20 protein-coding genes are annotated in these 21,500 nt (G+C 36.1%); 6 read left to right on the forward strand and 14 right to left on the reverse strand.

From position 1 onward, the window contains the following. Position 1 precedes the first annotated feature (1 nt). From ACKWCD_RS01270 to ACKWCD_RS01280, 3 genes are read right to left on the reverse strand one after another with little or no spacing between them, the layout of a single operon-like run. Entirely contained in the window at positions 2-1,237 is a 1,236-nt protein-coding gene (locus tag ACKWCD_RS01270) for a DUF1015 domain-containing protein (protein WP_413982108.1), read from the reverse strand. Beyond that, positions 1,238-2,125: a 3-hydroxyacyl-CoA dehydrogenase family protein gene (locus ACKWCD_RS01275; protein ID WP_413982109.1), complete on the reverse strand. Its 888-nt coding sequence runs from the start codon at positions 2,123-2,125 to the stop codon at positions 1,238-1,240. It lies immediately after the preceding gene. A 57-nt stretch (positions 2,126-2,182) separates the two neighbouring features. Then, positions 2,183-3,148 carry a Gfo/Idh/MocA family oxidoreductase gene (locus ACKWCD_RS01280; RefSeq protein WP_413982110.1) on the reverse strand — a complete coding sequence of 322 codons (966 nt, stop codon included), beginning with the start codon at positions 3,146-3,148 and terminating at the stop codon, positions 2,183-2,185. Positions 3,149-3,394: 246 nt separating this feature from the next. Here ACKWCD_RS01280 and ACKWCD_RS01285 point away from each other — a divergent pair, with 246 nt between their 5' ends. Next, a complete protein-coding gene (locus ACKWCD_RS01285; protein WP_413982111.1) occupies positions 3,395-3,901 on the forward strand; it encodes a nuclear transport factor 2 family protein in 507 nt (168 codons plus the stop codon). Between the two features lie 104 nt (positions 3,902-4,005). After that, the gene (locus ACKWCD_RS01290; RefSeq protein ID WP_413982112.1) at positions 4,006-4,647 is read left to right on the forward strand and encodes a protein-L-isoaspartate(D-aspartate) O-methyltransferase; all 642 of its coding nucleotides are present in this window, start codon (positions 4,006-4,008) and stop codon (positions 4,645-4,647) included. Positions 4,648-4,736: 89 nt separating this feature from the next. Here the strand turns inward: ACKWCD_RS01290 and smpB are convergent, their stop codons facing one another. Beyond that, positions 4,737-5,198 carry an SsrA-binding protein SmpB gene (gene smpB, locus ACKWCD_RS01295; RefSeq protein ID WP_413983000.1) on the reverse strand — a complete coding sequence of 154 codons (462 nt, stop codon included), beginning with the start codon at positions 5,196-5,198 and terminating at the stop codon, positions 4,737-4,739. Positions 5,199-5,309: 111 nt separating this feature from the next. Here smpB and ACKWCD_RS01300 point away from each other — a divergent pair, with 111 nt between their 5' ends. Further along, positions 5,310-6,065, forward strand: a complete 756-nt coding sequence (locus tag ACKWCD_RS01300; RefSeq protein ID WP_413982113.1) for a DUF6503 family protein — start codon at positions 5,310-5,312, stop codon at positions 6,063-6,065. Here ACKWCD_RS01300 and ACKWCD_RS01305 read toward each other — a convergent pair. Next, positions 6,043-6,591 (reverse strand): SixA phosphatase family protein, encoded by a 549-nt coding sequence (locus ACKWCD_RS01305; RefSeq protein WP_413982114.1) that lies wholly within the window; start codon positions 6,589-6,591, stop codon positions 6,043-6,045. The genes ACKWCD_RS01300 and ACKWCD_RS01305 overlap by 23 nt on opposite strands. Positions 6,592-6,687: 96 nt before the next feature. Here ACKWCD_RS01305 and ACKWCD_RS01310 point away from each other — a divergent pair, with 96 nt between their 5' ends. Further along, the gene (locus ACKWCD_RS01310; protein WP_413982115.1) at positions 6,688-8,688 is read left to right on the forward strand and encodes a PorP/SprF family type IX secretion system membrane protein; all 2,001 of its coding nucleotides are present in this window, start codon (positions 6,688-6,690) and stop codon (positions 8,686-8,688) included. A gap of 83 nt (positions 8,689-8,771) precedes the next feature. Here ACKWCD_RS01310 and ACKWCD_RS01315 read toward each other — a convergent pair whose 3' ends face one another. Next, a complete protein-coding gene (locus ACKWCD_RS01315) occupies positions 8,772-9,368 on the reverse strand; it encodes a TetR/AcrR family transcriptional regulator (RefSeq protein ID WP_413982116.1) in 597 nt (198 codons plus the stop codon). Positions 9,369-9,489: 121 nt separating this feature from the next. Continuing rightward, positions 9,490-12,090, reverse strand: a complete 2,601-nt coding sequence (clpB, locus tag ACKWCD_RS01320) for an ATP-dependent chaperone ClpB (RefSeq protein ID WP_413982117.1) — start codon at positions 12,088-12,090, stop codon at positions 9,490-9,492. Between the two features lie 174 nt (positions 12,091-12,264). On the opposite strand from clpB, the gene ytxJ reads away from it, so the two are divergent. Then, positions 12,265-12,660, forward strand: a complete 396-nt coding sequence (ytxJ, locus tag ACKWCD_RS01325; RefSeq protein ID WP_413982118.1) for a bacillithiol system redox-active protein YtxJ — start codon at positions 12,265-12,267, stop codon at positions 12,658-12,660. 61 nt (positions 12,661-12,721) lie between these two features. On the opposite strand, the gene ACKWCD_RS01330 is transcribed toward ytxJ, so the two are convergent. Then, positions 12,722-13,909: a hypothetical protein gene (locus ACKWCD_RS01330; protein ID WP_413982119.1), complete on the reverse strand. Its 1,188-nt coding sequence runs from the start codon at positions 13,907-13,909 to the stop codon at positions 12,722-12,724. Positions 13,910-14,028: 119 nt separating this feature from the next. Beyond that, positions 14,029-15,315, reverse strand: a complete 1,287-nt coding sequence (gene fahA, locus ACKWCD_RS01335; RefSeq protein WP_413982120.1) for a fumarylacetoacetase — start codon at positions 15,313-15,315, stop codon at positions 14,029-14,031. 111 nt (positions 15,316-15,426) lie between these two features. Between fahA and glyA the strand changes: the two genes are divergently transcribed. Beyond that, entirely contained in the window at positions 15,427-16,701 is a 1,275-nt protein-coding gene (glyA, locus tag ACKWCD_RS01340) for a serine hydroxymethyltransferase (RefSeq protein ID WP_413982121.1), read from the forward strand. 47 nt (positions 16,702-16,748) lie between these two features. On the opposite strand, the gene ACKWCD_RS01345 is transcribed toward glyA, so the two are convergent. The 5 genes from ACKWCD_RS01345 to ACKWCD_RS01365 form a co-directional block, all read right to left on the reverse strand. Beyond that, positions 16,749-17,405 carry a hypothetical protein gene (locus ACKWCD_RS01345; protein ID WP_413982122.1) on the reverse strand — a complete coding sequence of 219 codons (657 nt, stop codon included), beginning with the start codon at positions 17,403-17,405 and terminating at the stop codon, positions 16,749-16,751. 172 nt (positions 17,406-17,577) lie between these two features. After that, on the reverse strand, positions 17,578-18,246 hold the full coding sequence (locus ACKWCD_RS01350; protein ID WP_413982123.1) for a response regulator: 669 nt from the start codon (positions 18,244-18,246) through the stop codon (positions 17,578-17,580). 3 nt (positions 18,247-18,249) lie between these two features. After that, entirely contained in the window at positions 18,250-20,352 is a 2,103-nt protein-coding gene (locus ACKWCD_RS01355; protein ID WP_413982124.1) for a tetratricopeptide repeat-containing sensor histidine kinase, read from the reverse strand. A 74-nt stretch (positions 20,353-20,426) separates the two neighbouring features. Further along, entirely contained in the window at positions 20,427-20,579 is a 153-nt protein-coding gene (locus tag ACKWCD_RS01360; RefSeq protein WP_413982125.1) for a hypothetical protein, read from the reverse strand. 147 nt (positions 20,580-20,726) lie between these two features. After that, on the reverse strand, positions 20,727-21,458 hold the full coding sequence (locus ACKWCD_RS01365; protein ID WP_413982126.1) for a LytR/AlgR family response regulator transcription factor: 732 nt from the start codon (positions 21,456-21,458) through the stop codon (positions 20,727-20,729). Between the last annotated feature and the right edge of the window lie 42 nt (positions 21,459-21,500).

The raw sequence follows: 21,500 nt of genomic DNA on the forward strand, positions 1-21,500 counted from the left end.
CTTACAAGTCGTATATCGCCAAACCACTTCTTAATTTTGGCTCGATATAGGTGCTCTTTGGTGGCATAACCAATCCTGCATCAGCAATGGCTTTAATTTCGGAAATAGTTATGGGAACTAATCCAAAACCCACAGCAAATTTGCCCTTGTCTATTTCGTCTTTCATTTTGATAATATTATGCTTCCCAGAGCCGTATTGAATACGCTTATCTTTTCGTAAATCGTGAATACCTAGAATAGGTTCAAGAATTGTTTTAAAAAGTATTTGTGTATCTAGTTTGCTTAGAGCATCTGTGAATTTGTATACTTTTTTACGAAGGTATAAGGAATAGAATTCTCCTTCAAGGTACATGCTGAAATGATGTTTATTGCTGGGCTTGTAGTCTATACTTCCTTGGTTTTCAATACGATAGTATTCATCCAAACGTATTAAAAATTCCTCCTTGCTCAATCCGTTCAAATCTTTTACCATGCGATTGAATTCGTAAATGCGGATTTCAGATTCCGGAAGTAAATAGCTCATAAAATAGTTATACGGCTCTTTTCCAGTATGTTTTGGATTCTTCTTTTCAGCATTCTCAGCCAATAGATTTGAAGAGGCACTTCTATGATGACCATCAGCAATGTAAAGGGAATCAATTTTACTGAATTCTTTTTGAATTGTATTTATCGCCTTTGTATCTGAAATTACCCAAAGGCGGTGTGTAATTTTATCTTTTGTTGTAAATAGATATTCGGGATCAGAACCCATTTCATCCTTCAAAACCGCAGCAATAGTAGTATTATCTGCATAAGTCATAAGTACAGGTTCAGCATTAAATTGAACAGTTTCTAGATAACTGGCAAAAAGCTTCTCTCTTCTCTGTAATGTATTTTCATGCTTTTTAATTTTTCCGTCACGATATTCTTGAACACTAGTGCCGCAGAAGATTCCTGTAAACGTTCCTCGCCCTTTTTTCATTTGGTATATATAGAGGGCATCTTCAGAATCTTTTAACAAAACATCATCCTCTAAAAATTCTAGATATCGATTATGAACTAGTTTAAATCGTTCTTGACCCGTGACATTTTTGGCATATTTATATCCAGGATTAATAATATGTAAGAACGAAAAAGGATTAAAGTCTAAAACTGAATTTAATTCCCTTCGGGAATATTCTTGGTACGAGCGAGAAGCAACAAGAGCGACTTTATCCTTGGCGGACCTAATGGCTTTAAATGGTTTGATAATTGCCATTTAGCTAAATTGTTTAGATACCGTTTCGGCTTTTCTTGATTCCGCGTAATCATAGAACCCTTCTCCCGATTTTGAACCCAATTTTCCAGCCATGACCATATTAACAAGAAGTGGGCAAGGCGCATACTTCGGATTTTTGAACCCGTCGTGCATTACATTTAAGATGGACAAGCAAACGTCGAGTCCAATAAAGTCGGCTAGTTGCAGAGGTCCCATTGGGTGCGCCATGCCTAGTTTCATTACAGTATCAATTTCTTGAACTCCCGCAACGCCGTTGTATAAAGTTTCAATAGCCTCATTAATCATCGGCATCAAAATTCGATTCGCCACGAAGCCCGGATAATCATTTACCTCAGTAGGTGTTTTACCTAGTTTAGAGGAAAGTTCCATAATGATTTTAGTCGTTTCATCAGAAGTACTATACCCTCTAATGATTTCAACCAACTTCATAATCGGCACAGGATTCATAAAGTGCATTCCGATGACTTTTTCTGGTCGATTGGTCACAGCTGCAATTTGAGTAATTGAAATAGAAGAAGTATTCGTTGCCAAAATTGTTTTGTCAGAGCAAACTTCATCCAGTTCCTTAAAAATTTTTAGTTTTAAATCTAGATTTTCAGTAGCTGCTTCAACTACTAAATCAACATCTGAAACACCTTTGGAAACGGAATCAAAAGTGCTGATATTATTCAAAGTAACTTTCTTATCACTTTCAGAAATTCGTTCTTTAGCCACCATGCGGTCTAAGTTTTTACCGATAGTTGCCATGCCTTTATCTAAGGAGGCTTGTGAGATATCAATTAGATTAACCTGATATCCATTTTGGGCAAACACGTGGGCTATTCCGTTCCCCATGGTTCCTGCTCCGATGACTGCTATATTTTTCATCAATAATTACTTTTATTGTCATTCCCGCGAAGGCGGGAATCTCTTAATCTTACTGGTCTAACTCTTGAAACAATCAATAATCTGCAAAGCCACTTTCAAAGCCTGCGTCCCTTGTTTTAAACTAACTACAGGAACTGAATCATTTACAATCGCATCAGCAAAGGTTTCCAGCTCATCTGCAATAGCATTATTTGTTTCGATATCGGGATTTTCAAAATAGATTTGCTTTTTAATCCCTTCTGCATTTTGAAGAATCATATCAAAATCCCCAGGGTTTTCCGGCGCATCCTTCATCTTTACAACTTCTACTTTCTTTTCTAAAAAGTCCACGGAGATATAGGCATCCTTTTGAAAAAATCGTGATTTCCGCATATTTTTTAAGGAAATTCTGCTTGCCGTTAAATTAGCAACACAGCCACTTTCAAACTCAATTCTTGCATTGGCAATATCTGGGGAATTACTAATTACGGAAACTCCGCTCGCATTGATATTTTTCACTTCAGAATTCACAACACTCAGAATCGCATCAATATCATGAATCATTAAATCTAAAACTACTGGAACATCCGTACCACGAGGATTGAACTCCGCCAATCGATGCGTTTCAATGAACATGGGGTTTTCTATTTTGTCTTTTACCGCAGTAAATGCAGGATTGAATCGCTCAACATGACCAACTTGGCCTTTTACCTTGTATTCTTTTTCAAGGGAAAGTAAATTTTCAGCTTCTTCCAAGGTATTGGTAATAGGCTTTTCGATGAAAATATGTCTTCCTTTTTCAATCGCTTTTTTGGCACAATCAAAATGGGAAAGGGTAGGGGTAACAATGTCAACCACATCTACGGCATCAATAAGTGTATTGATGTTTTCAAAATAGGAGTAGCCAAATTCCTCAGATACCTTCTTGGCGTTAATGGCATCGGGGTCATAAAAACCAATCAATTCATATTTTTCCGATTCGTTGAGAAGACGTAAATGGATTTTTCCTAAATGTCCGGCTCCCAAAACACCAACTTTGAGCATAAGTTTAATTTTTACTCGATAATCGAGATTAAAAACCTGACTGCTGTCAGGTAAGTTGCTCCGCGACTTGCCTCGCAACAATACTTTATTTTCTTTTCTTTTCTAATGTCTCATAGGCATGCCCAGAGGTAATTCACTTCAAAAATAGGGAGATTTGTTCAATTATGTCCCTGAGAAATGGATTAAGCCAGTGAAATAATTCGGAATATTTTCCGTAAGATTGTTGAACTATTAAACCTTAGAAATATGCGCAAGTTCACGTTATTAGTTTTGTTTTTTTCGATTGCTTTTGTTTCCGCCCAAGATGCGCAATCGATACAAAAAGAAATCAATGAAACGCTTTGGAAACCTTTCAAAGCAGCCTTTGAAAATATTGACGGACCTGCATTGAATGCTTTATACGGAAAACAAGTTTTGCGTGTAACTCCAAATGGAATAGACACTGAAAACAAATTCAAAGAAGCAAACTTAAAACGCTTCGAGAATAATAAGAGTAGTCAAGCCAATATTCAATTGGATTTTTGGTTTGATAGCAGGCATACCAATTCCGATACTTCCTATGAAGTTGGATTTTACAGGATGCAATTGACAAATCCCGGAGGGGAAAATACGATTTATGGGCAGTTTCATATTGTTTTAAAAAGGATAGATGGTGTGTGGAAAATCATACAAGATTGGGATACTACAAGGATAAACGGAAATGCAATCAGTGCGTCTGACTTTGAAAAGCAAGCTCCAATTCAATTTGAATGAAACAGTTTCTGAAGGGTAATTTAAATTTCTAGTGAGGCTTGGTACATTTTTAATCGCGATTATCGCCTAAACTTTTTTAACTTCGTGTCACCAAAATCAAACCCTTGAAAGATACCCTCAAACATCGTGGAATGCGAAATAAACTGGCTGATGTGCTGATAGGAAAAGGCATTACGAACACCCAAGTTTTAGATGCTATTCGAACCATTCCAAGGCACTTGTTTATGGATAGTAGTTTTGAAGCGCATGCCTATCAAGACAAGGCTTTCCCTATTGGTGCCGATCAAACAATTTCGCAACCCTACACCGTAGCTTTTCAAACGGAGTTGTTAGAATTAAAGCCTAACCACAAAATTTTAGAAATAGGAACAGGTAGCGGATATCAAACGGCTGTTTTGTTGCAATTGAAGGCGAAAGTATTTTCCATAGAAAGACAGCGGGAGCTCTTTAAAAAGACAAATCTATTTTTCAAGAAATTGGGTTATCGCCCCAAAAAAGTCATTTTTGGTGATGGGTATAAAGGCCTGCCTGAGGAGGCTCCATTTGATGGAATCATTGTCACCGCCGGTGCTCCAGAAGTTCCGAAACCTTTAATGTCGCAGTTGAAAGTAGGAGGTAGGTTGGTTATTCCTGTGGGAGTCGATGAACAAATCATGACCCTGTTTATTCGTAAATCCGCTTCGAAATTTGAAAAGAAAGAATTCGGCTCTTTTCGTTTTGTACCCTTGTTGGAGAATAAGAATTGAATTTACCCCAAAATCCCCTAAAAGGGACTTCTTTTTTAGGCAACTTATAGAGGGTATTATTTGGCATCCCTTTATGGATTGAGGGAAACCTAGTTATTAAACCCTTTTTTAATACGAGCCAAATCTCTTTTGTTATCGCGGTCTTTCATTACTTCCCGTTTATCGTAGAGTTTTTTTCCTTTTGCCAAAGCGATGTTGATTTTGGCTAAACCTCTTTCATTAAGAAATAGATTTAAAGGAACGATGGTAAGTCCTGATTGATTGACTTCTTTCTGAAGTTTTTTTAATTCACGCTTGTTCAGCAGTAATTTTCGCTGTGCCTTAGGTAAATGGTTGTAGTGCGAACCGTGCGAGTATTGGTCAATATTCATGTTGATAATAAAAAGTTCGCCACGGTCATTGAATTCACAAAAACTTTCTGAAATAGAAGCTTTACTCTCGCGAATTGATTTGATTTCAGTTCCGCCCAAAACAATCCCTGCCGTATACTTGTCGAGTAACTCATACTCGAAACGGGCTTTTTTGTTTTTAATATTGACGTTTTTCTGAATCATGAGACAAAAATAGGTTTTTGACTTCTATCTTTTGTAAGATTGTGTCACTTTTGCGTACTGATGTAAAATGGTATTTCCTTTTCAAGGAATTATCTAAATAATTTACCAATGAAAAAAGTCACATTTGTTTTACTTACATTAATTGCTTTGTCTTGCAAAGATGAATCTAAAAAAGCTCTTTCCGCCCAGGAAATTATTGATAAAAGTATTGAGGTAAGTGGGGGAGTCACTCTTTATGAAAATAGCACAATCTCTTTCAATTTCAGGGATAGGGATTATATTTCAGAGATGAAAGGGAAGCGAAAAACCTTGAAAAGAATTCAAAAGAACGATACAATTAATTTGTTAGATGTTCTATCTCCCTATGGATTTACTCGTCATCAGAATGACACCTTAGTTACGCTTCAAGATTCATTAGTAACTAAATATGGTAATTCTGTTAACTCTGTGCATTACTTTTCTAAAATTCCCTATGGTTTGAATGACCCAGCGGTTCATAAAGAGCTTTTAGGAGAAACTGAGATTAAAGGGACTCTTTATTATAAATTGAAAGTTACTTTTGATCAAGAAGGAGGAGGAGACGACTTTGATGATACCTATGTCTATTTTTTCAATAAAAGTACATTTAAAGCAGATTACCTAGCCTACGATTTTCATGTAAATGGAGGAGGAATGCGTTTTCGAGAAGCATACAACGAAAGATATGTAAACGGAATTCGGTTCGTAGACTACAATAATATGAAGCCAATGGACGAAGGTGCTTCCGTCTTACAAGTTGATAGCTTGTTCAATAATGATAGATTAAAACCGCTTTCGAAAATTGAATTGGAAAATGTGAAAGTTACTTTGGGCAATTGCAACTAAAATTCAGCCGCTGAGAAGTTACAGCACCATTTGCCATCTGAACAATAAATAAACTTCCGTTGTCATCGTCTGACATTGATGAATATTTATCTTCACCCATAATAGAGTTTACAAAATCAGGGGTGGTGTTGCTATGGCCTACTACCAGAACTGTTCTATTTAAATTATCCGCTTTAAATTGCTCAATGTCAAGTATTCTAAGATCATAGTATTCCACATCTACATCCTGCTTTACAGAAATAGGAGCTGCAGTCATCGAAGTTCTATTATAGTCTGTGCTATAAATGGCGTCAAGCTCGACGTCTCGTAAAATTTCTGCCCAGTGCATTGCTCTGCCCATTCCTCGTTGAGTTAACTCAGGATCGGCATTCTCTGGATTTGATCTATCTTTTTCCGCATGGCGGATAAAATAGAAAGTTGAAATTCCAGTGTTAATAGGTTCCGCCACGATAACCTTAGGGTCTTCCTTGCAACTTAAAAATCCAGTTAGAATAAAAAAAACGAGTACTACTTTTAGCTGTGTCATTGTTGGTTGATCGAATTGTTGAAAACTTTTCTTCTCTTTTAACTAAAAATACCGGAAAATAGTATGTAAAACTAGCGGTTTTTTGTTTTTTTGCATATGTTCAAACCAGCTGCTCTAGTAGTCCTTTTTTTACTTTTTTTTGTAGGTCATTCACAAGAGGTTTCCCTTCCTGCAGACATGAGGCAGCATACCTTAAATCAATATAATGCCAGTCTCTTTAACCCTGCATTCTCAATAGATAGAAACAATCCGCAATCCGTTTCTTTTTGGACAAGATGGCAATGGCAGAATGTTGATGCAGATCCTACAACGTTATTCTTAAACTATTCAAGAAGCATAAATGATAATTCTGCAGGAGCACTAGGATTTTTTCAGCATAATACAGGTATTTACTTCAACACTGGGGGCGCTCTTAACTACGCTTATCAATTTGAGTTTAATCGTCTTATTAAACTTTCTGTGGGTGCTAATGTTTTTGGATTTGTACAAGAACTTGCCGATACGCGTTTTCCAATTAACCCGATTCCAGGGATTCCGCAATCAATACCTACAAATGATTTTATTTTACAAATAGCACCCGGATTTAATTTGCAGGTGGAAAATTTTTCAATGAGTTTAGCTTCTGAAAATTTGTTTGATTACAATTTCACAGATAAGGAAAGTAATACAGCTACCGCCGATAAGATTTTTATGGGGATGGCATCTTATGACTTTCCAGTGATTGTATCAGATTCAACGGCCTTTATTAGACCTTCTATTTATTTGCGGACAATTCCTGAGCAAGAAAATCAAATAGGTTTAAATACTTTGTTTAGTACTCAAAAATATTGGATTCAATCAGGGTATAATAACTTCTATGGAATTTCTATAGGTGCGGGAGGAACCGTTTTTAATAGATTCTCACTCGGTGCTCTGGTAGAATTTGGAACAAGCGGATCTTTAAACTCAAAGGACCCCTCTTTTGAACTCATAGCTTCCTATTTTCTCGGAAGACCTGAACAAAGAAGACCATTAGTGGCAAGTGGAATTATTGATAAAAATCAACAAGTAGTTTTGTTGGGTGATGAATTGGAGAATGCGCAAGTTGAAGAATTGAAGGATCAAGAAAATGAAGATGAGAAACTAAAGGAAGGCCTTGATCTTGAAAACCCTACTGAAGAAGTGGTTAATAATGAAGAACTAAAAGATCAGGAGCAAACAGATAAAGAAGAAACAAAAGAAGATCGCAAAGAGGCTAAAAGACTTGTTGCCGAACAAAGAGCACTTGAAAAGCAGAAGCGAAAAGATTCTATTGCTGATGTCAAGAGAGAAAAAGAAGTCTTAGCATTGCTTAAGAAGCAAGAAGAAGAACAAGTTAAAAAAGAAGCTGAAGCTGTTAAGATAAAAGAAGAAATAGCGGCTGCAGAATTAAAAGAGCAAAAAAGGCTTGAAAAAATTAAAGAGGATGAGGATGCAGAAGTCTTAGCAGAGACTGAAAGAATGGAGAAGCAGCGTAAGTTAGATTCCATACAAGAAGCCAAAAAATCAGAGGCAATTGCAGCTGAACTTAAGCTAAAAGAGGAGCAAAGGTTAGAAGCACTTAAAAAACAAAAAGATTCGGAGGCAATTGCAAAGGTCCAAAGAATTGAACAAGAGCGAAGATTAGATTCTATTCGCGAGACTAAAAAAACAGAAGCTCTCGCAGCTGCCCTAAAGATGAAAGAGGATCGGCGATTAGATTCCATCGCTAAGACGCAAAAACTGGAAGAGGTTGCTGTTACAGAAGCGGAGAAAGTGAAAGAAATAGAGGCGGAGCCAGAAGTTGTAAAACCGCAGGCTGGTGAGAAATATGAAGAAGTAGCATCGGAAGATGGTTTGGAACCAGGATTTTATTTAATTGCTAATGTTTTTGGCACAAAGAAGTATTTTGATGCTTTTATGCGAGACCTTACGAATAAAGGTATGCAGCCTAAGTCTTTCTACAGAAGTCTTAACAAATACAACTATGCATATTTAGAGCGTTACAATACTATTAGTGAGGCGCGAAGAGCTCGAGACAGCAACTATAATGGAAAGTACAACGGCAAAACTTGGATATTTAGAGTTGTTGGAAAGTAGACTTTGATTTAAAAAAAAGAACTAAACTAAAAACGCCTGACTTGAATTCAAGTCAGGCGTTTTGGGTATTTTAGAATACAAATCTACTTTTTAATTTCATTTTTAATCAATTGCTCCAAATAAGCTACCGTGTTAATCAAATACTTTCGATCACGTGTCATTGTTGACATGGCAACCGCACCTTGAAGCATTGTATACAATTGCTTAGCAAATTGAAGTGGAGTTACAGGTAGTCGAAGCTCAGCTGCATTTACCCCATTTTCAAAAACTAAAGCTATTTTACCCTCAATGGTTTTGATAGTTTCTTTTGCTGCCGCACTTAATAGTGGATTGTTATGTTGAGCGTCTACTCCAGTATTGAGTATAGGACACCCACCCATATCCATGGTAAAAATATCATAATTACGATAAAAGTTAGTCAATGAAAATATCTTATCCATTGCTGTGCCCCCTTCACTTAATCTTTCATCGATTTTACCTAATAACTTATTACTATTGTATTGAAAGGCAGAAAGTGCAAGTGCCTCTTTGTTTTCAAAATTACCATAAAGTGCCCCTTTAGTAAGCCCAGTTGCCTCAGTAAGATCGCTCATGCTCGTGCCGATATAACCATGCTTATTAAAAACTGGAGCAACAGTCTCAATAATGAAGGCGGTGGTTCTTTCGGCTTTAGTCGACATAAATTGTAAGCAATTTTATACGAATATAAAAAAACTATATACTGTATGGTATATATATTTATAAAAAAGTATCCTTGAATTTGAATTACCTCAAGGATACTTTGAAATTACTTAAACTATTTTATTTCACCAATTCATTTTGGTTTCTAAAAACTAATCTATCGTCGAACGAATCTATTAGAACAATGCTATCTGCTTTAATAGTGCCACTTAGTAATTCTTTTGATAAACTATTTAAAACCTCTTTTTGAATAACTCTCTTTATTGGCCTTGCACCGTACTGGGGGTTAAACCCTCTTTTGGCAAGATAGCTTATGGCATCGTCTGTAGCATCAATGGTAATATGCTGTTTTGCAACCATTCTTTTCAATTGATCTAGCTGAAGCTGAACAATTTTAGCTATATGCTCTTTATTCAATGGTGTAAACACAATGATATCGTCAATTCTATTCAAAAACTCTGGGCGTACAGATCGCTTTAGCAAATCTAAAACTTCAACTCTAGCTTCTTCTGTAGCCTTTTCTATGTGCTCAGTATTTTCGAATTTGTCTTGAATGATATGACTTCCAATATTACTAGTCATAATAATAACTGCATTTTTGAAATCAGCAACTCGTCCTTTATTATCAGTTAACCTTCCCTCGTCTAAAACTTGAAGCAAAACATTAAAAGTATCCGGATGCGCCTTTTCTATCTCATCTAATAAAATAACCGAGTAGGGGCGACGGCGGACTGCTTCGGTAAGTTGTCCACCTTCATCATAACCTACATAACCTGGAGGTGCTCCTACTAATCGACTAACTGAATGACTTTCTTGATATTCACTCATATCTATTCGAGTCATTGCATTCTCATCATCAAATAGATAGGATGCGAGGGTTTTGGCTAACTCTGTTTTACCAACTCCCGTAGTTCCCAAGAAAAGGAAAGAGCCAATAGGTTTTTTGGTATCCTGCAAACCAGCTCTGCTTCTTCGTATAGCATCGGAAACTGCGGCGATAGCTTCTTCTTGACCCACAACTCGTTTGTGCAATACATCTTCAAGTTGCAATAACTTTTCACGTTCACTTTGGAGCATTTTAGTTACTGGAATCCCAGTCCATTTGGCAACAACCTCTGCGATATCCTCGTTGGTTACTTCCTCCTTTATTAATGTTCCAATTTCCTGTTGCTCTTGTAACTCTTGTTGTAGACGCTGCAAGTTTTCTTGGGCATCTTTGATTTTTCCATATCGAAGTTCTGCTACTTGGCCATAATCACCATTACGTTCAGCGCGCTCGGCCTCCTGCTTGAAGTTTTCAATATCCTGTTTTGTTTTTTGAATATTGTCGACTACAATTTTTTCACTTTCCCACTTAGCGAAAATGTCATTCCGCTCTTCTTTGAAATTTGCTAAGTCTACATTCAAAGACTTCAGTTTAGCCTTGTCATCTTCGCGTTTTATAGCTTCTATCTCAATCTCAAGCTGCATTATCTTTCGATCTAAAACATCTAATTCTTCAGGTTTAGAGTTGATCTCCATGCGAAGTTTAGAGGCAGCTTCATCCATTAAGTCAATTGCTTTATCTGGCAGGAAACGACTTGTAATATAGCGTTGAGAAAGTTCTACCGCAGCAATTACGGCTTCGTCTTTAATGCGCACTTTATGATGCGTCTCATATTTTTCTTTTATTCCACGAAGAATGGAAATTGCACTTTCGGTATCCGGTTCATTAACTGTTACTTTTTGGAATCTTCGTTCAAGTGCTTTATCCTGCTCAAAATACTTTTGATATTCATCTAAAGTTGTAGCACCTATTGCTCTTAATTCCCCTCTTGCTAGTGCTGGCTTTAGAATGTTAGCTGCATCCATCGCTCCCTGTCCGCCTCCTGCACCAACCAACGTATGAATTTCATCAATAAAAAGTACGATGTCTCCATCGGACGAGGTAACTTCTTTAATCACAGATTTTAAACGTTCTTCAAATTCACCTTTGTATTTAGCGCCAGCAATTAAAGCTCCCATATCCAAAGAATAAATTATCTTGTCTTTTAAATTTTCGGGTACATCACCTTGTATAATACGGTGCGCTAAGCCCTCAGCGATGGCTGTTTTTCCAGTTCCAGGCTCCCCAACTAAAATCGGATTGTTCTTTGTTCTCCTCGATAAAATTTGAAGAATACGTCTAATCTCTTCATCTCTTCCAATTACAGGATCTAGTTTTCCATTATCCGCAAGGGCGTTGAGATTATTTGCATACTTGTCTAAAGAATTATAGGTTTCTTCAGCACTTTGAGAAGTTACCTTCCCACCTTTTCGAAGTTCTTCAATTGCGGCTTTTATATCTTTTTCCGTTGCTCCTTGATCCTTTAGAATTTGAGCAATCTTACTTTTTGATTTTAAAATTGCTAATATCAGGTGTTCTATGGATACGAATTCGTCTTCCATTTTTTTTGCAATGATACTGGCCTCGTTTAGCGTTTTGTTTGCTTCGCGAGAAATCATAAGTTCTCCACCTGAGACCTTAGGGAAATTTTCCAACTCTTTTTCAAGTATCTGTTTCAGAAGATTAATATGAATGTTGAGCTTTTTTAATAGAAAAGGCAACACATTTTCATCTACTTCAGAAATGGCTTTGAAAAGATGTTCGTTTTCAATCTGTTGATGCCCCATTTCTCGTGCAAGTAGCTGTGCTTGCTGAAGGGCTTCTTGTGATTTTATTGTATAATTATGTAAGTTCATTATCTATATTTTTTTTGGGAATGTTTACTTTTGATACGTATAGGTCAACAACCTTACCAATATAATGGTAGCGACAAAATGTCGCTTAACCTCAATAAAATCAAGACATTTCGGCAGTTGTAAGTATTTGTAATCACTGCGACTTATTCAAGGTAATTAATAGAAATTAGAATTATGGGAGTTTTTGGCGGTTTGTTCGGAGGCAAAGGGAATAAAGAGAAGAAGGAAGAGAAAACTATTCCATGGATTGCTTTAACATCGCTTGAACAGTTGGAAGAAATTGAGAAAAAATCAATCTCCAAACCTCAATTTATTTTCAAACATTCAACCACCTGCGGAATTAGTAGAATGGTTATCAATATGTTTAAAAGTAGCTATGAACTAACAGAAAATCAGGCTGATTTATACTATTTAGATTTACATGCCTTTAGAGATGTTTCAAATGAAACGGGGTATCGATTTCAAGTTATGCACCAGTCTCCTCAGTTGCTAGTCATTAAAAATGGGACGGTGGTTTCACATGCTTCCCATGGGGCTATTGCTGAAGTAAATTTAGATCAGTTTATATAAAAAACGCCCATATAATAGTATCGTTACCATTACAAAGGCGCTTATAGGAATCTCGTTTTATTTAGTTGAATCGATGTCTGCTCAAGATCGATTTTATTCTTGATTTTAAATCTTCACCGGCATCGTAAACCATTTGTTCATTGCTAGGAAATGGAACAACAGCTCTATCTAATAACAAAATTAGATCATCATCAAGGGCTCTTTTATCTCCATTGCTATTGGCATATATATGCTCAAAAATGAATTCACTGGCAAGCGGATATGTATTCAACTGCTGTTTTGTATCTAAATCCGTATAAACTACGTTTCCTGCAACTCTTACTGATTTAAACTGCGTAAACTGTCGAAAGGTGCATCGAACTGTTTTGAACTTGTCTACTTTGATCTTATTGCCAAGGCTATCTCTTACCACATTTCCATTGGTGTCTACGGCATATTTATAACCATCTTTTACTTGTTTCTCTTTGATGATTTCTTTCTCACTAATTTGTTCAGGAGAAATATCTATCTGCTCTATAGAGACTTTCATTCCATAGTCATATGTAATATTAGGCAATGGATTATTGTGATATTTGGTCCATAGTTCGTCAAGACCATATGTGTTGAAATTTAAAAGCTCATCAGACAACCTACTTGGTATGATCTGATTAGAATTATTCAACATCTGCACTTCGACGTAGTCGATACCTTTTTCGTAGGCATCTTCTATTTTCTGTCTTGTATCTTCAAACCCAGGATTGATTTGTTCTAAATACTTAAAATCATTATACGCTTTTCTATAGTCTTGTTTACTGGTAGCACTCGCTAGTAGATGTTCAGCATTATCAAATAAGTATTCAGATAGATCTTCTTTATAATCTATAATATCGTTTTCATAATTATCAAAAGAAAATTCCGCATCTCTATTTTCCTCAATAATTCGAAGAGGTAAGAGAGGTCTTATTCTTTCTTGAATATCACGAAGACTTACGTAGGTTTTATAAATAGGTTCATAACTTGCTTCGTTGCCATCTCTTTCTAAAAACGCAATATACTTTAACTCACGCTCTTTATTTTTCTTAAAAGCATCTTCTAATAGCAAAATGTAGGGTTGATTTCCTTTCTTGGTCTTATTTTCCGCTAATTTTTGCAGTGCATTATTTAAGGCATTGGAATAGTCCCCTGAATTTAGAGCTTTTTGCGTTTTTTTAACGCCTCCACAGGAGGCGAGAATAACCAAAATTGATACGAATAGTGTAATTTTTTTCATAACGATATATTTATGGTTTGGTACTGTTAATTCAACAGCCGTGCCAAAGGTGTATCCATTGCTAACGCAAAACGATAAACAATCGTATGAACTCGATAAAATAAGGTTTAAAAGATGATTTATTTTTCAAAAGGTATTGCCGGAAGTAGCTTTGTTTTAACCTCCCCAAAACCGATGTGTATGCCATCTTTTTCGCAATATCCCGTTAAAATAACGGTGTCATTATCTTCAATAAATTTTCTGCTTTGTCCGTCTGAAAGAGGAACAGACTTTGTTCCCTGCCAGGAGAGTTCTAACATGGACCCGTAAGAGTCTGGGGTTGGACCTGAGATAGTTCCGCTTCCCATCATGTCACCACTATTTACGATGCAACCATTGATAGTATGGTGAGCAAGTTGCTGTGCCATAGTCCAATACATATATTTAAAATTGGATTTAGTAATGCTTGTTGGACGCCCGTTTTCGGGTTGAATAGCTACTTCAAGGTGAATGTCAAAACTTTGTTTTCCATTTTGCTTCAAGTAAGGAAAAGGTTCAATATCTTGTTTCGGACTCTCCACACGGAAAGGCTCTAACGCATCCATAGTAACAATCCATGCAGAAATGGATGATGCAAAGTTCTTTGCAAGAAAAGGACCTAAAGGAACGTATTCCCACTTTTGAATATCTCTCGCACTCCAGTCATTAAAAAGTACCATTCCAAAAATATAATCTTCAGCCTCATCGATTGGAATTGGCTCACCAAGTACATTCGCATCTGTCGTAATAAAGGCCATTTCAAGTTCAAAATCTACCAATCTTGATGGCCCAAAAACTGGTTTTTCAGCACCTTTGGGCATAGTTTGCCCTAACGGACGTCGTATTGGTGTTCCGCTAGGTATAATCGTAGAACTCCTACCATGATACCCAACGGGGATATGCAACCAATTGGGCATAAGTGCATTTTCAGGGTCGCGAAACATTGTTCCGACATTGGTAGCGTGTTCTCTACTCGAATAAAAATCAGTATAATCGCCAATTTGAACGGGTAGCTGCATTTCTACTTCGTCCATAGAAAAAAGGATTACCTTTTTATGTTCTTCATTATTTTGAAGTTTAGAATTGCTTATATCGAAGATTTCACTAATGCGGTTACGCACTGCGCGCCATGTTTTTTTTCCGTCGGATATAAAATCATTTAAAGTGTCTTGAAGAAAAATATCATCTGTTAAGGGGATGCCTTCAAAATAACCCAACTGATGAAGAGCTCCTAAATCTATTGCGAAATCACCGATTCTAGTACCGATTGTAATTATATCGTCTCTTGTTAAAAACACCCCGAATGGGATATTTTGAATTGGGAAATCAGAATTTTGAGCTACTTTGAGCCAAGTTTTTTTATTCGGATTATTCGTGTTTTCAGGCATAACGAAATTGTTAATTTATGTTTGATAAATTCCTGTTCAAATATATTCTTTTCTTATAATTTACTGTTCTCAATTTGTACTTTTGCTGCTCATTTAACATAAACCTGAAATATGCAACGCGACGAGATAATTTTTGACCTTATTAACGATGAAAAAGAGCGTCAGCTGAGTGGAATAGAGCTTATTGCCTCAGAGAACTTTACAAGCCCCCAAGTTATGGAAGCTTGTGGGTCTGTCTTGACAAATAAATATGCTGAAGGTTATCCAGGAAAACGATATTATGGGGGATGTGAAGTTGTTGATAAAATTGAGCAATTGGCAATCGATCGCGCAAAAGAATTATTTGGAGCGGAATATGCTAATGTTCAACCCCACTCTGGTTCACAAGCGAATGCATCGGTTTATCACGCCTGTTTGAAACCTGGGGATACTATTCTTGGTTTTGATTTGTCACATGGCGGGCACTTGACGCATGGATCTCCCGTAAACTTTTCAGGAAGGTTATACAATCCTGTTTTTTATGGAGTAGAGGAGGAGACAGGAGTTTTGAACTATGACCATATTCAGGAGATTGCCACCAAAGAAAAGCCAAAAATGATTATTGCAGGAGCTTCTGCCTATTCTCGAGATATGGACTTTAAAAGATTTCGTGAGATTGCTGATAGTGTTGGAGCACTTTTATTGGCTGATATTTCTCATCCTGCAGGTTTAATAGCTAAGGGAATTTTAAACGACCCAATTCCTCATTGTCATATTGTTACCACAACCACACATAAAACTTTAAGAGGACCACGTGGTGGACTCATTTTAATGGGAAAAGATTTCGATAACCCATTTGGTATTACCTTAAAAAATGGAAGTCTTCGAAAAATGTCAGCATTGTTGAATTTAGCGGTTTTTCCTGGCAATCAGGGTGGGCCTTTGGAGCATATTATTGCTGGAAAGGCAATTGCTTTTGGAGAAGCTTTGAAAGATGATTTTCTACATTATATGTTACAGGTAAAGAAAAATGCCGAGGCTATGGCCGCCGCATTTGTTGTAAAAGATTATCACATCATTTCAGGAGGAACTGATAATCATATGATGTTAATTGATCTTCGCAACAAAAATATCACAGGTAAAGATGCAGAGAAAGTTTTGGTTAAAGCTGATATTACGGCCAATAAGAATATGGTTCCGTTTGATGATAAGTCACCTTTCGTAACATCAGGAATTCGCTTTGGTACTGCTGCTATTACGACTCGTGGGTTGATAGAAAGTGACATGATTACTATCGTTGACCTGGTAGACGAAGTACTAACAAAAGCAGAGGACGAAACAGCTATTGAAAAGGTAAAGACAAAAGTAAATCAACTTATGCGGGGCAGATCTTTATTCAATGGATAAGTATTAGTTTTCCTAAATTTAAAGTAAAACCAAATTAGAAACTGCTTTTAACGGTTCAACATTTGAAGATTACCCTTGATAATAGACTGATTTTTCAAATCATATACTACCGCATCGTCTTCTGAGAAATAATAAATACCCCAAAAGCTGAAATAGTCTTTCTCACTGTGATTACCTGATTGAATATCAATCAAAAGCGTATTCCCATTATCCATAAGATCATCTTCAAAAACAGGAACATATATTTCATACGGAATTTCGCTTAATCCTTTGGTCAAATGAATATGATGTGTACTGATTTCAGAAAGAATATTTTCTAATTGCTGCGAAATACTTTGATGGTAAATTCTATTTATAATAATCGAAGTATCATTTAAAAACAAGGAGAATTCTTCTACATCGATTGGAATGTCATTAGATTCTTTCAATTGTTGCAGTGCTCCTGAGAAAGAGTATTCTGGTGATTGGAAATTTCCCCATGTATTCTTTTTGAAATGATGTAAAGTTTCAAGAAATCCTAAATTGCAGTCTAATTCAACCACCAAGTTTATTACATCTTTGGAGGGTGAAAAATTGCGAACTGTTACTTGAGAAAAAAAGTGTTTTTCGAGATTTTTTTTGAAGGTATCTAAGCCTTCTATTTCTATTTCATTGTTAAATCTAACGCGAGAGAAATTATCAAAATTATCGGAGTTTAACGGCATACGGCAATAATAAAATGGTTAGCTTTTAAAAGTAAAGTTAATTTTAAACCACTTCAACTCACCATAGGAAAACCATATAAATACGGAGGTTTTCCTTTATTGCTAAACTCTGATTTCCTTAAAAATCTGATTTTCAGAAAATTAAAAATTAAAAAAAAGAAAAAAACTTAGATTAAATGAAGCCTTTTTTACGAGCTTCGGCTATTAGCGTAATATCATTTCCATTTTCAATGCCAAAAAGGGTCTTTAACTGTCGTTTGCGGGACTCTACTGTAGTTGTTGCAGACGATATTAATGGAGCGATATCTTTTGTTCTAGTGCCAATTGATAAGTAATAAAGAATCTTCTTGTCTAACTCATCTACGACTATATCATTTGTCATTCGCCTACGTATTGCAGCAAAGGCACCGGCAGTATAATAGGGTGGTTTGGTTATGACAGTCTCAACCATGGTTCTTAATGATTTTTCATCAATCTCAGATTTTACCATATAACCATCAGGATCGACAGATTTAAAAATACTGTTGATTCGTAGATTGTCGCTAAATGAAGACATAAAGACCAATTTGGATTCAGGCACCAATTTTCGAGCTAAAATTCCTAGGTCTTCACCACTCCTTATTTCATTTGAGTGGGCTGGAAAGAGTTGTATGTCAAGTAATATTATATCATATTTTAATGATCTGGCAGAAAACTCTATTTTTTCCTGTCCCATTTCATAGCTGGTGGCAATATCAACTCTTACTTCGAAATTCTCAAATGCTTCACCTTCTAAAATGTATTTATAGCCAGTGGTGGTCATTTCGTGATCATCAATGGCTAGAATTCGTATTACTTCCATATATTATGTTTCTTGTAGGTTATGTTCTCGTTGTATAATGCTTGGGGCATTTTCATTGTCATTTGATATTAAGGGTATTGTCAGAGTTACTTTTGTGCCCTTGCCCAATTCACTTTTAATATCCCAGGTTCCGTTTAATTTTTTCATCCTCGAGGCAATGTTTCGCATTCCGATGCCTTTTTTTCCTTTTTTTGGTGTAAAGCCTCTGCCATTATCTTCAATATGAACTGTAAGAATCGCTTCATCTGCATGAAAATTTATATAAATATTTTCACATTCGGCGTGCTTTACAGAGTTTTGAATACTTTCTTGTATTATTCGGTACAGATTTATTTTAATATCACCACTTAGCGCATCCCAGTCCAATTCATCTGAATAATTAAAATCAAAACTTATTTTCGATGATCCTTTAACTGTATTAATCAAATCTTTAATCGATAAAATAAAGTTATGAATTTTTTGATAAGCAGCATGACTTAGTTCATGGGAAATAGAGCGAACTTCTCCTTCAATTGCTTGAATAACACCAATGGCCTTAGCTCGTTCCGCAATAGCCTCTGGATCAGTTTTTTTATTTAGCCCTAACAGCATCATTCGAGCACCTAACATCTTACCCAAAACACCATCATGTAACTCCTCTGAAACTCGTTTTTGCTCCATTTTTTTTCCTTCTTCGACCTTTTCACTTTGAGCAAGCATCAAATTGAAAATCTCTTGGTTATTAGCCTGCTGCTCTTGTCTAAACTTTAAAATTCTATTCTTCACACGTTGATTGATGATAACATAGCTAGCAAGCCCAAGTAAGAATAAAGATAGGGCTATACCTGTCCATAGCTGATTTTCTCTAGTCAGAACTTGATTCTCAGCTATAAATTCATCAGTTTTAAACTGAATCCGTCCAAACTTTTCTCGAATTTTACGTTCTTGTTTTTGAAGACTATCATTAAGCTCAATAAATCGGTTGGCATGCGCTACAGCATTTTTTGGGTCAGCGCTTGGTAATACTTTTAAAATGTCTAGTAAATGTGTATTGCTGCCTACATCGGTAGCTAAGTCTCTAGCTAAATTTAGGTTACTCAAAGCCATTGACGAATCTTTTGTAGCCAAATAATATTCAGCTAATTTTAGGGCGCCAGAAGATTTACCGCCAATATCATTTATGCTATCCTGAACTCTTCGTGCTTTGATAAAAGGCTCAGGTAATTTTGATAATTGATCACTTTTTAAATAACTATACCCTAAATTATTTAAGACCCGACCGCATAGTTTAGGTTTTTTCTGGTGTAAGCTATCGAATGCCAAAACTTCTAAAAAAACAGGAATTGCTTTTTCATGATGTCCCTGTCTTTGGTGAACTAGGGCCATATTATGTTTTACTGATAGCATCTTAATAGGGGATGCATTGCCTTTCTCTAGATATCTTAAAGCTTCTGAATAATCTTTTAAGGCTTGTTCCGGTTCATCGAGCAATTTTGCATTATCGGCAAGACTAGAGTAACATCGCGAGATGTCTTCAAATTCGTTAAGGGGTTTTAACTTTTCAATCGCTTTTAGTATTGTAGCTTCTGCTCTTATGTTATCTCCCACGAATGACTGAACACCTCCCATTTTCCGAAGTAATTGACCAGATTTACGCTGATTACCTATTGCTTCAAAAATTTGTTGTGCTTCTCTATACTTAAAATAAGTACTGTCTTGCACATTATACTTTTTAAAAAACGCGCCTAAATCCCAATAAACCTCTCCTAAATTAGACGAGTCTCCTACTTTTTTATTGAACAGAATTGCTTTTCGATTGACTTTTCGAAAGTTAAGGGAGTCTTTTAATCTCAAATAACGTGCAGAAAGTTTGGTCAGATATACTGCCTTTAGAGAGTCATTGGAGAGCGCGCTAACTTCTTTTAAGGCCCTATTTAATAGTAGGGAATTGACATCTGGATTAGTTTTAACCGACTTACTCTGATCAATCCATATTTGAATACTATCAATCTTGGCAATTTCTATCGGATTATTAGAAGTCTCTTGATTTTGACAGGAAGATAGAAAAAGAACCAAACACATACCAGCAAGATAGATCGGCTTCAGAAAGGGGGGTGATATGGACATTCAACTTTTTCCTACAAGATAAAAAAAAAGTCCTAAATGGAATATTTAGGACTTGTATTGTATAAATAAGTTTTTTAGGCTGTGCCCCCACGAGGGTCATCATCGTCACAATCTACGCAAGCCAACATGGTTTCTATATCAAAATCAAAATCCATTTTATCTACTTGGGTTACAAACATACCTACTGTGAATGCTACTACTGCTAAAATACCTGCTACTTTCTTCATGTTCTTTTGTTTTTGGGAGATTAATAATACTTCTTTGAAATACTAAGTAAAATTAGATATCTCCTCAAAGGATCTAGAGCACTTTGAAAATGTAAGGGTATTCGAACCTATTCTGAGAGTATATGAATAGATTTTGAAAGTATTCGATTAATTTAGGGAAGAAATCGCCTTTTTTGTAAGCACCTTCTTTAAGGTGTCAACATTGGCGCGGTAGGATTTTGAGAAGGGTAATTGTTCTTTTTTATATTTTAAAGTACAGTTTGCTTTGCCGTAACTGATGCGTGATATATAGTTAATGTTGACAATATAACTTTGGTGAATGCGCATGAAGTTTTTGGGCATTTGATCTTCGAACGTTTTCAACGTTTTAAAAGCGTGGTTTATTGTACCATCTTTCATTACAAATTCAGTTGCATTGTTGTCGGCTTTCAAGTAAAGTATATCGTTGGTATTTAAATACTGGAAATCACGATATGATTTTAAACACAAAGTTTGTGACTCCATTTCTTCAGGCATTACTTTTCTCAATTTTAAAATTGATTTTCGCACGTCGTGCTCATCATATGGAGATAGCCAATAATCAAAAAAACCATTCTTCAGAGCATCATAAGCATGGTCTTTAGTTTTTGAGATACCAATAAAAATCGGCATAAAATTGGTGTATTGATGGAGCTCTATAATCATCTGAAAATAAGAACCAGCATTTTCATTCAAATTGATGAAAACGATATCTGGAGTATATTTCAAAATAGCGTTCAAACCTTGCGTGTCGTTTTCAGCGATAGCTGAGCAATCGAAATCACCACATTCCGCTAAATAGTGCTGCAGGTTCAAGGTTGCAGAAGTCTCGGAGTCAATAATGGTGTACGTGTATGACAATTTGATTCGTTTCTATTTGCAAAGAACTTATAGAGAATTCGA

The organism is Maribacter taeanensis, assembly GCF_047345145.1.
In the GTDB taxonomy this organism is placed as follows: domain Bacteria; phylum Bacteroidota; class Bacteroidia; order Flavobacteriales; family Flavobacteriaceae; genus Maribacter_C.

Bases quoted from the DNA above. Each gene is read 5' to 3' on its own strand.
- ACKWCD_RS01270 (WP_413982108.1), bottom strand. From the start codon at position 1,237: ATGGCAATTATCAAACCATTTAAAGCCATTAGGTCCGCCAAGGATAAA.
- ACKWCD_RS01275 (WP_413982109.1), bottom strand. From the start codon at position 2,125: ATGAAAAATATAGCAGTCATCGGAGCAGGAACCATGGGGAACGGAATA.
- ACKWCD_RS01280 (WP_413982110.1), bottom strand. From the start codon at position 3,148: ATGCTCAAAGTTGGTGTTTTGGGAGCCGGACATTTAGGAAAAATCCAT.
- ACKWCD_RS01285 (WP_413982111.1), top strand. From the start codon at position 3,395: ATGCGCAAGTTCACGTTATTAGTTTTGTTTTTTTCGATTGCTTTTGTT.
- ACKWCD_RS01300 (WP_413982113.1), top strand. From the start codon at position 5,310: ATGAAAAAAGTCACATTTGTTTTACTTACATTAATTGCTTTGTCTTGC.
- ACKWCD_RS01305 (WP_413982114.1), bottom strand. From the start codon at position 6,591: ATGACACAGCTAAAAGTAGTACTCGTTTTTTTTATTCTAACTGGATTT.
- ACKWCD_RS01310 (WP_413982115.1), top strand. From the start codon at position 6,688: ATGTTCAAACCAGCTGCTCTAGTAGTCCTTTTTTTACTTTTTTTTGTA.
- ACKWCD_RS01315 (WP_413982116.1), bottom strand. From the start codon at position 9,368: ATGTCGACTAAAGCCGAAAGAACCACCGCCTTCATTATTGAGACTGTT.
- clpB (WP_413982117.1), bottom strand. From the start codon at position 12,090: ATGAACTTACATAATTATACAATAAAATCACAAGAAGCCCTTCAGCAA.
- ytxJ (WP_413982118.1), top strand. From the start codon at position 12,265: ATGGGAGTTTTTGGCGGTTTGTTCGGAGGCAAAGGGAATAAAGAGAAG.
- ACKWCD_RS01330 (WP_413982119.1), bottom strand. From the start codon at position 13,909: ATGAAAAAAATTACACTATTCGTATCAATTTTGGTTATTCTCGCCTCC.
- fahA (WP_413982120.1), bottom strand. From the start codon at position 15,315: ATGCCTGAAAACACGAATAATCCGAATAAAAAAACTTGGCTCAAAGTA.
- glyA (WP_413982121.1), top strand. From the start codon at position 15,427: ATGCAACGCGACGAGATAATTTTTGACCTTATTAACGATGAAAAAGAG.
- ACKWCD_RS01345 (WP_413982122.1), bottom strand. From the start codon at position 17,405: ATGCCGTTAAACTCCGATAATTTTGATAATTTCTCTCGCGTTAGATTT.
- ACKWCD_RS01350 (WP_413982123.1), bottom strand. From the start codon at position 18,246: ATGGAAGTAATACGAATTCTAGCCATTGATGATCACGAAATGACCACC.
- ACKWCD_RS01355 (WP_413982124.1), bottom strand. From the start codon at position 20,352: ATGTCCATATCACCCCCCTTTCTGAAGCCGATCTATCTTGCTGGTATG.
- ACKWCD_RS01360 (WP_413982125.1), bottom strand. From the start codon at position 20,579: ATGAAGAAAGTAGCAGGTATTTTAGCAGTAGTAGCATTCACAGTAGGT.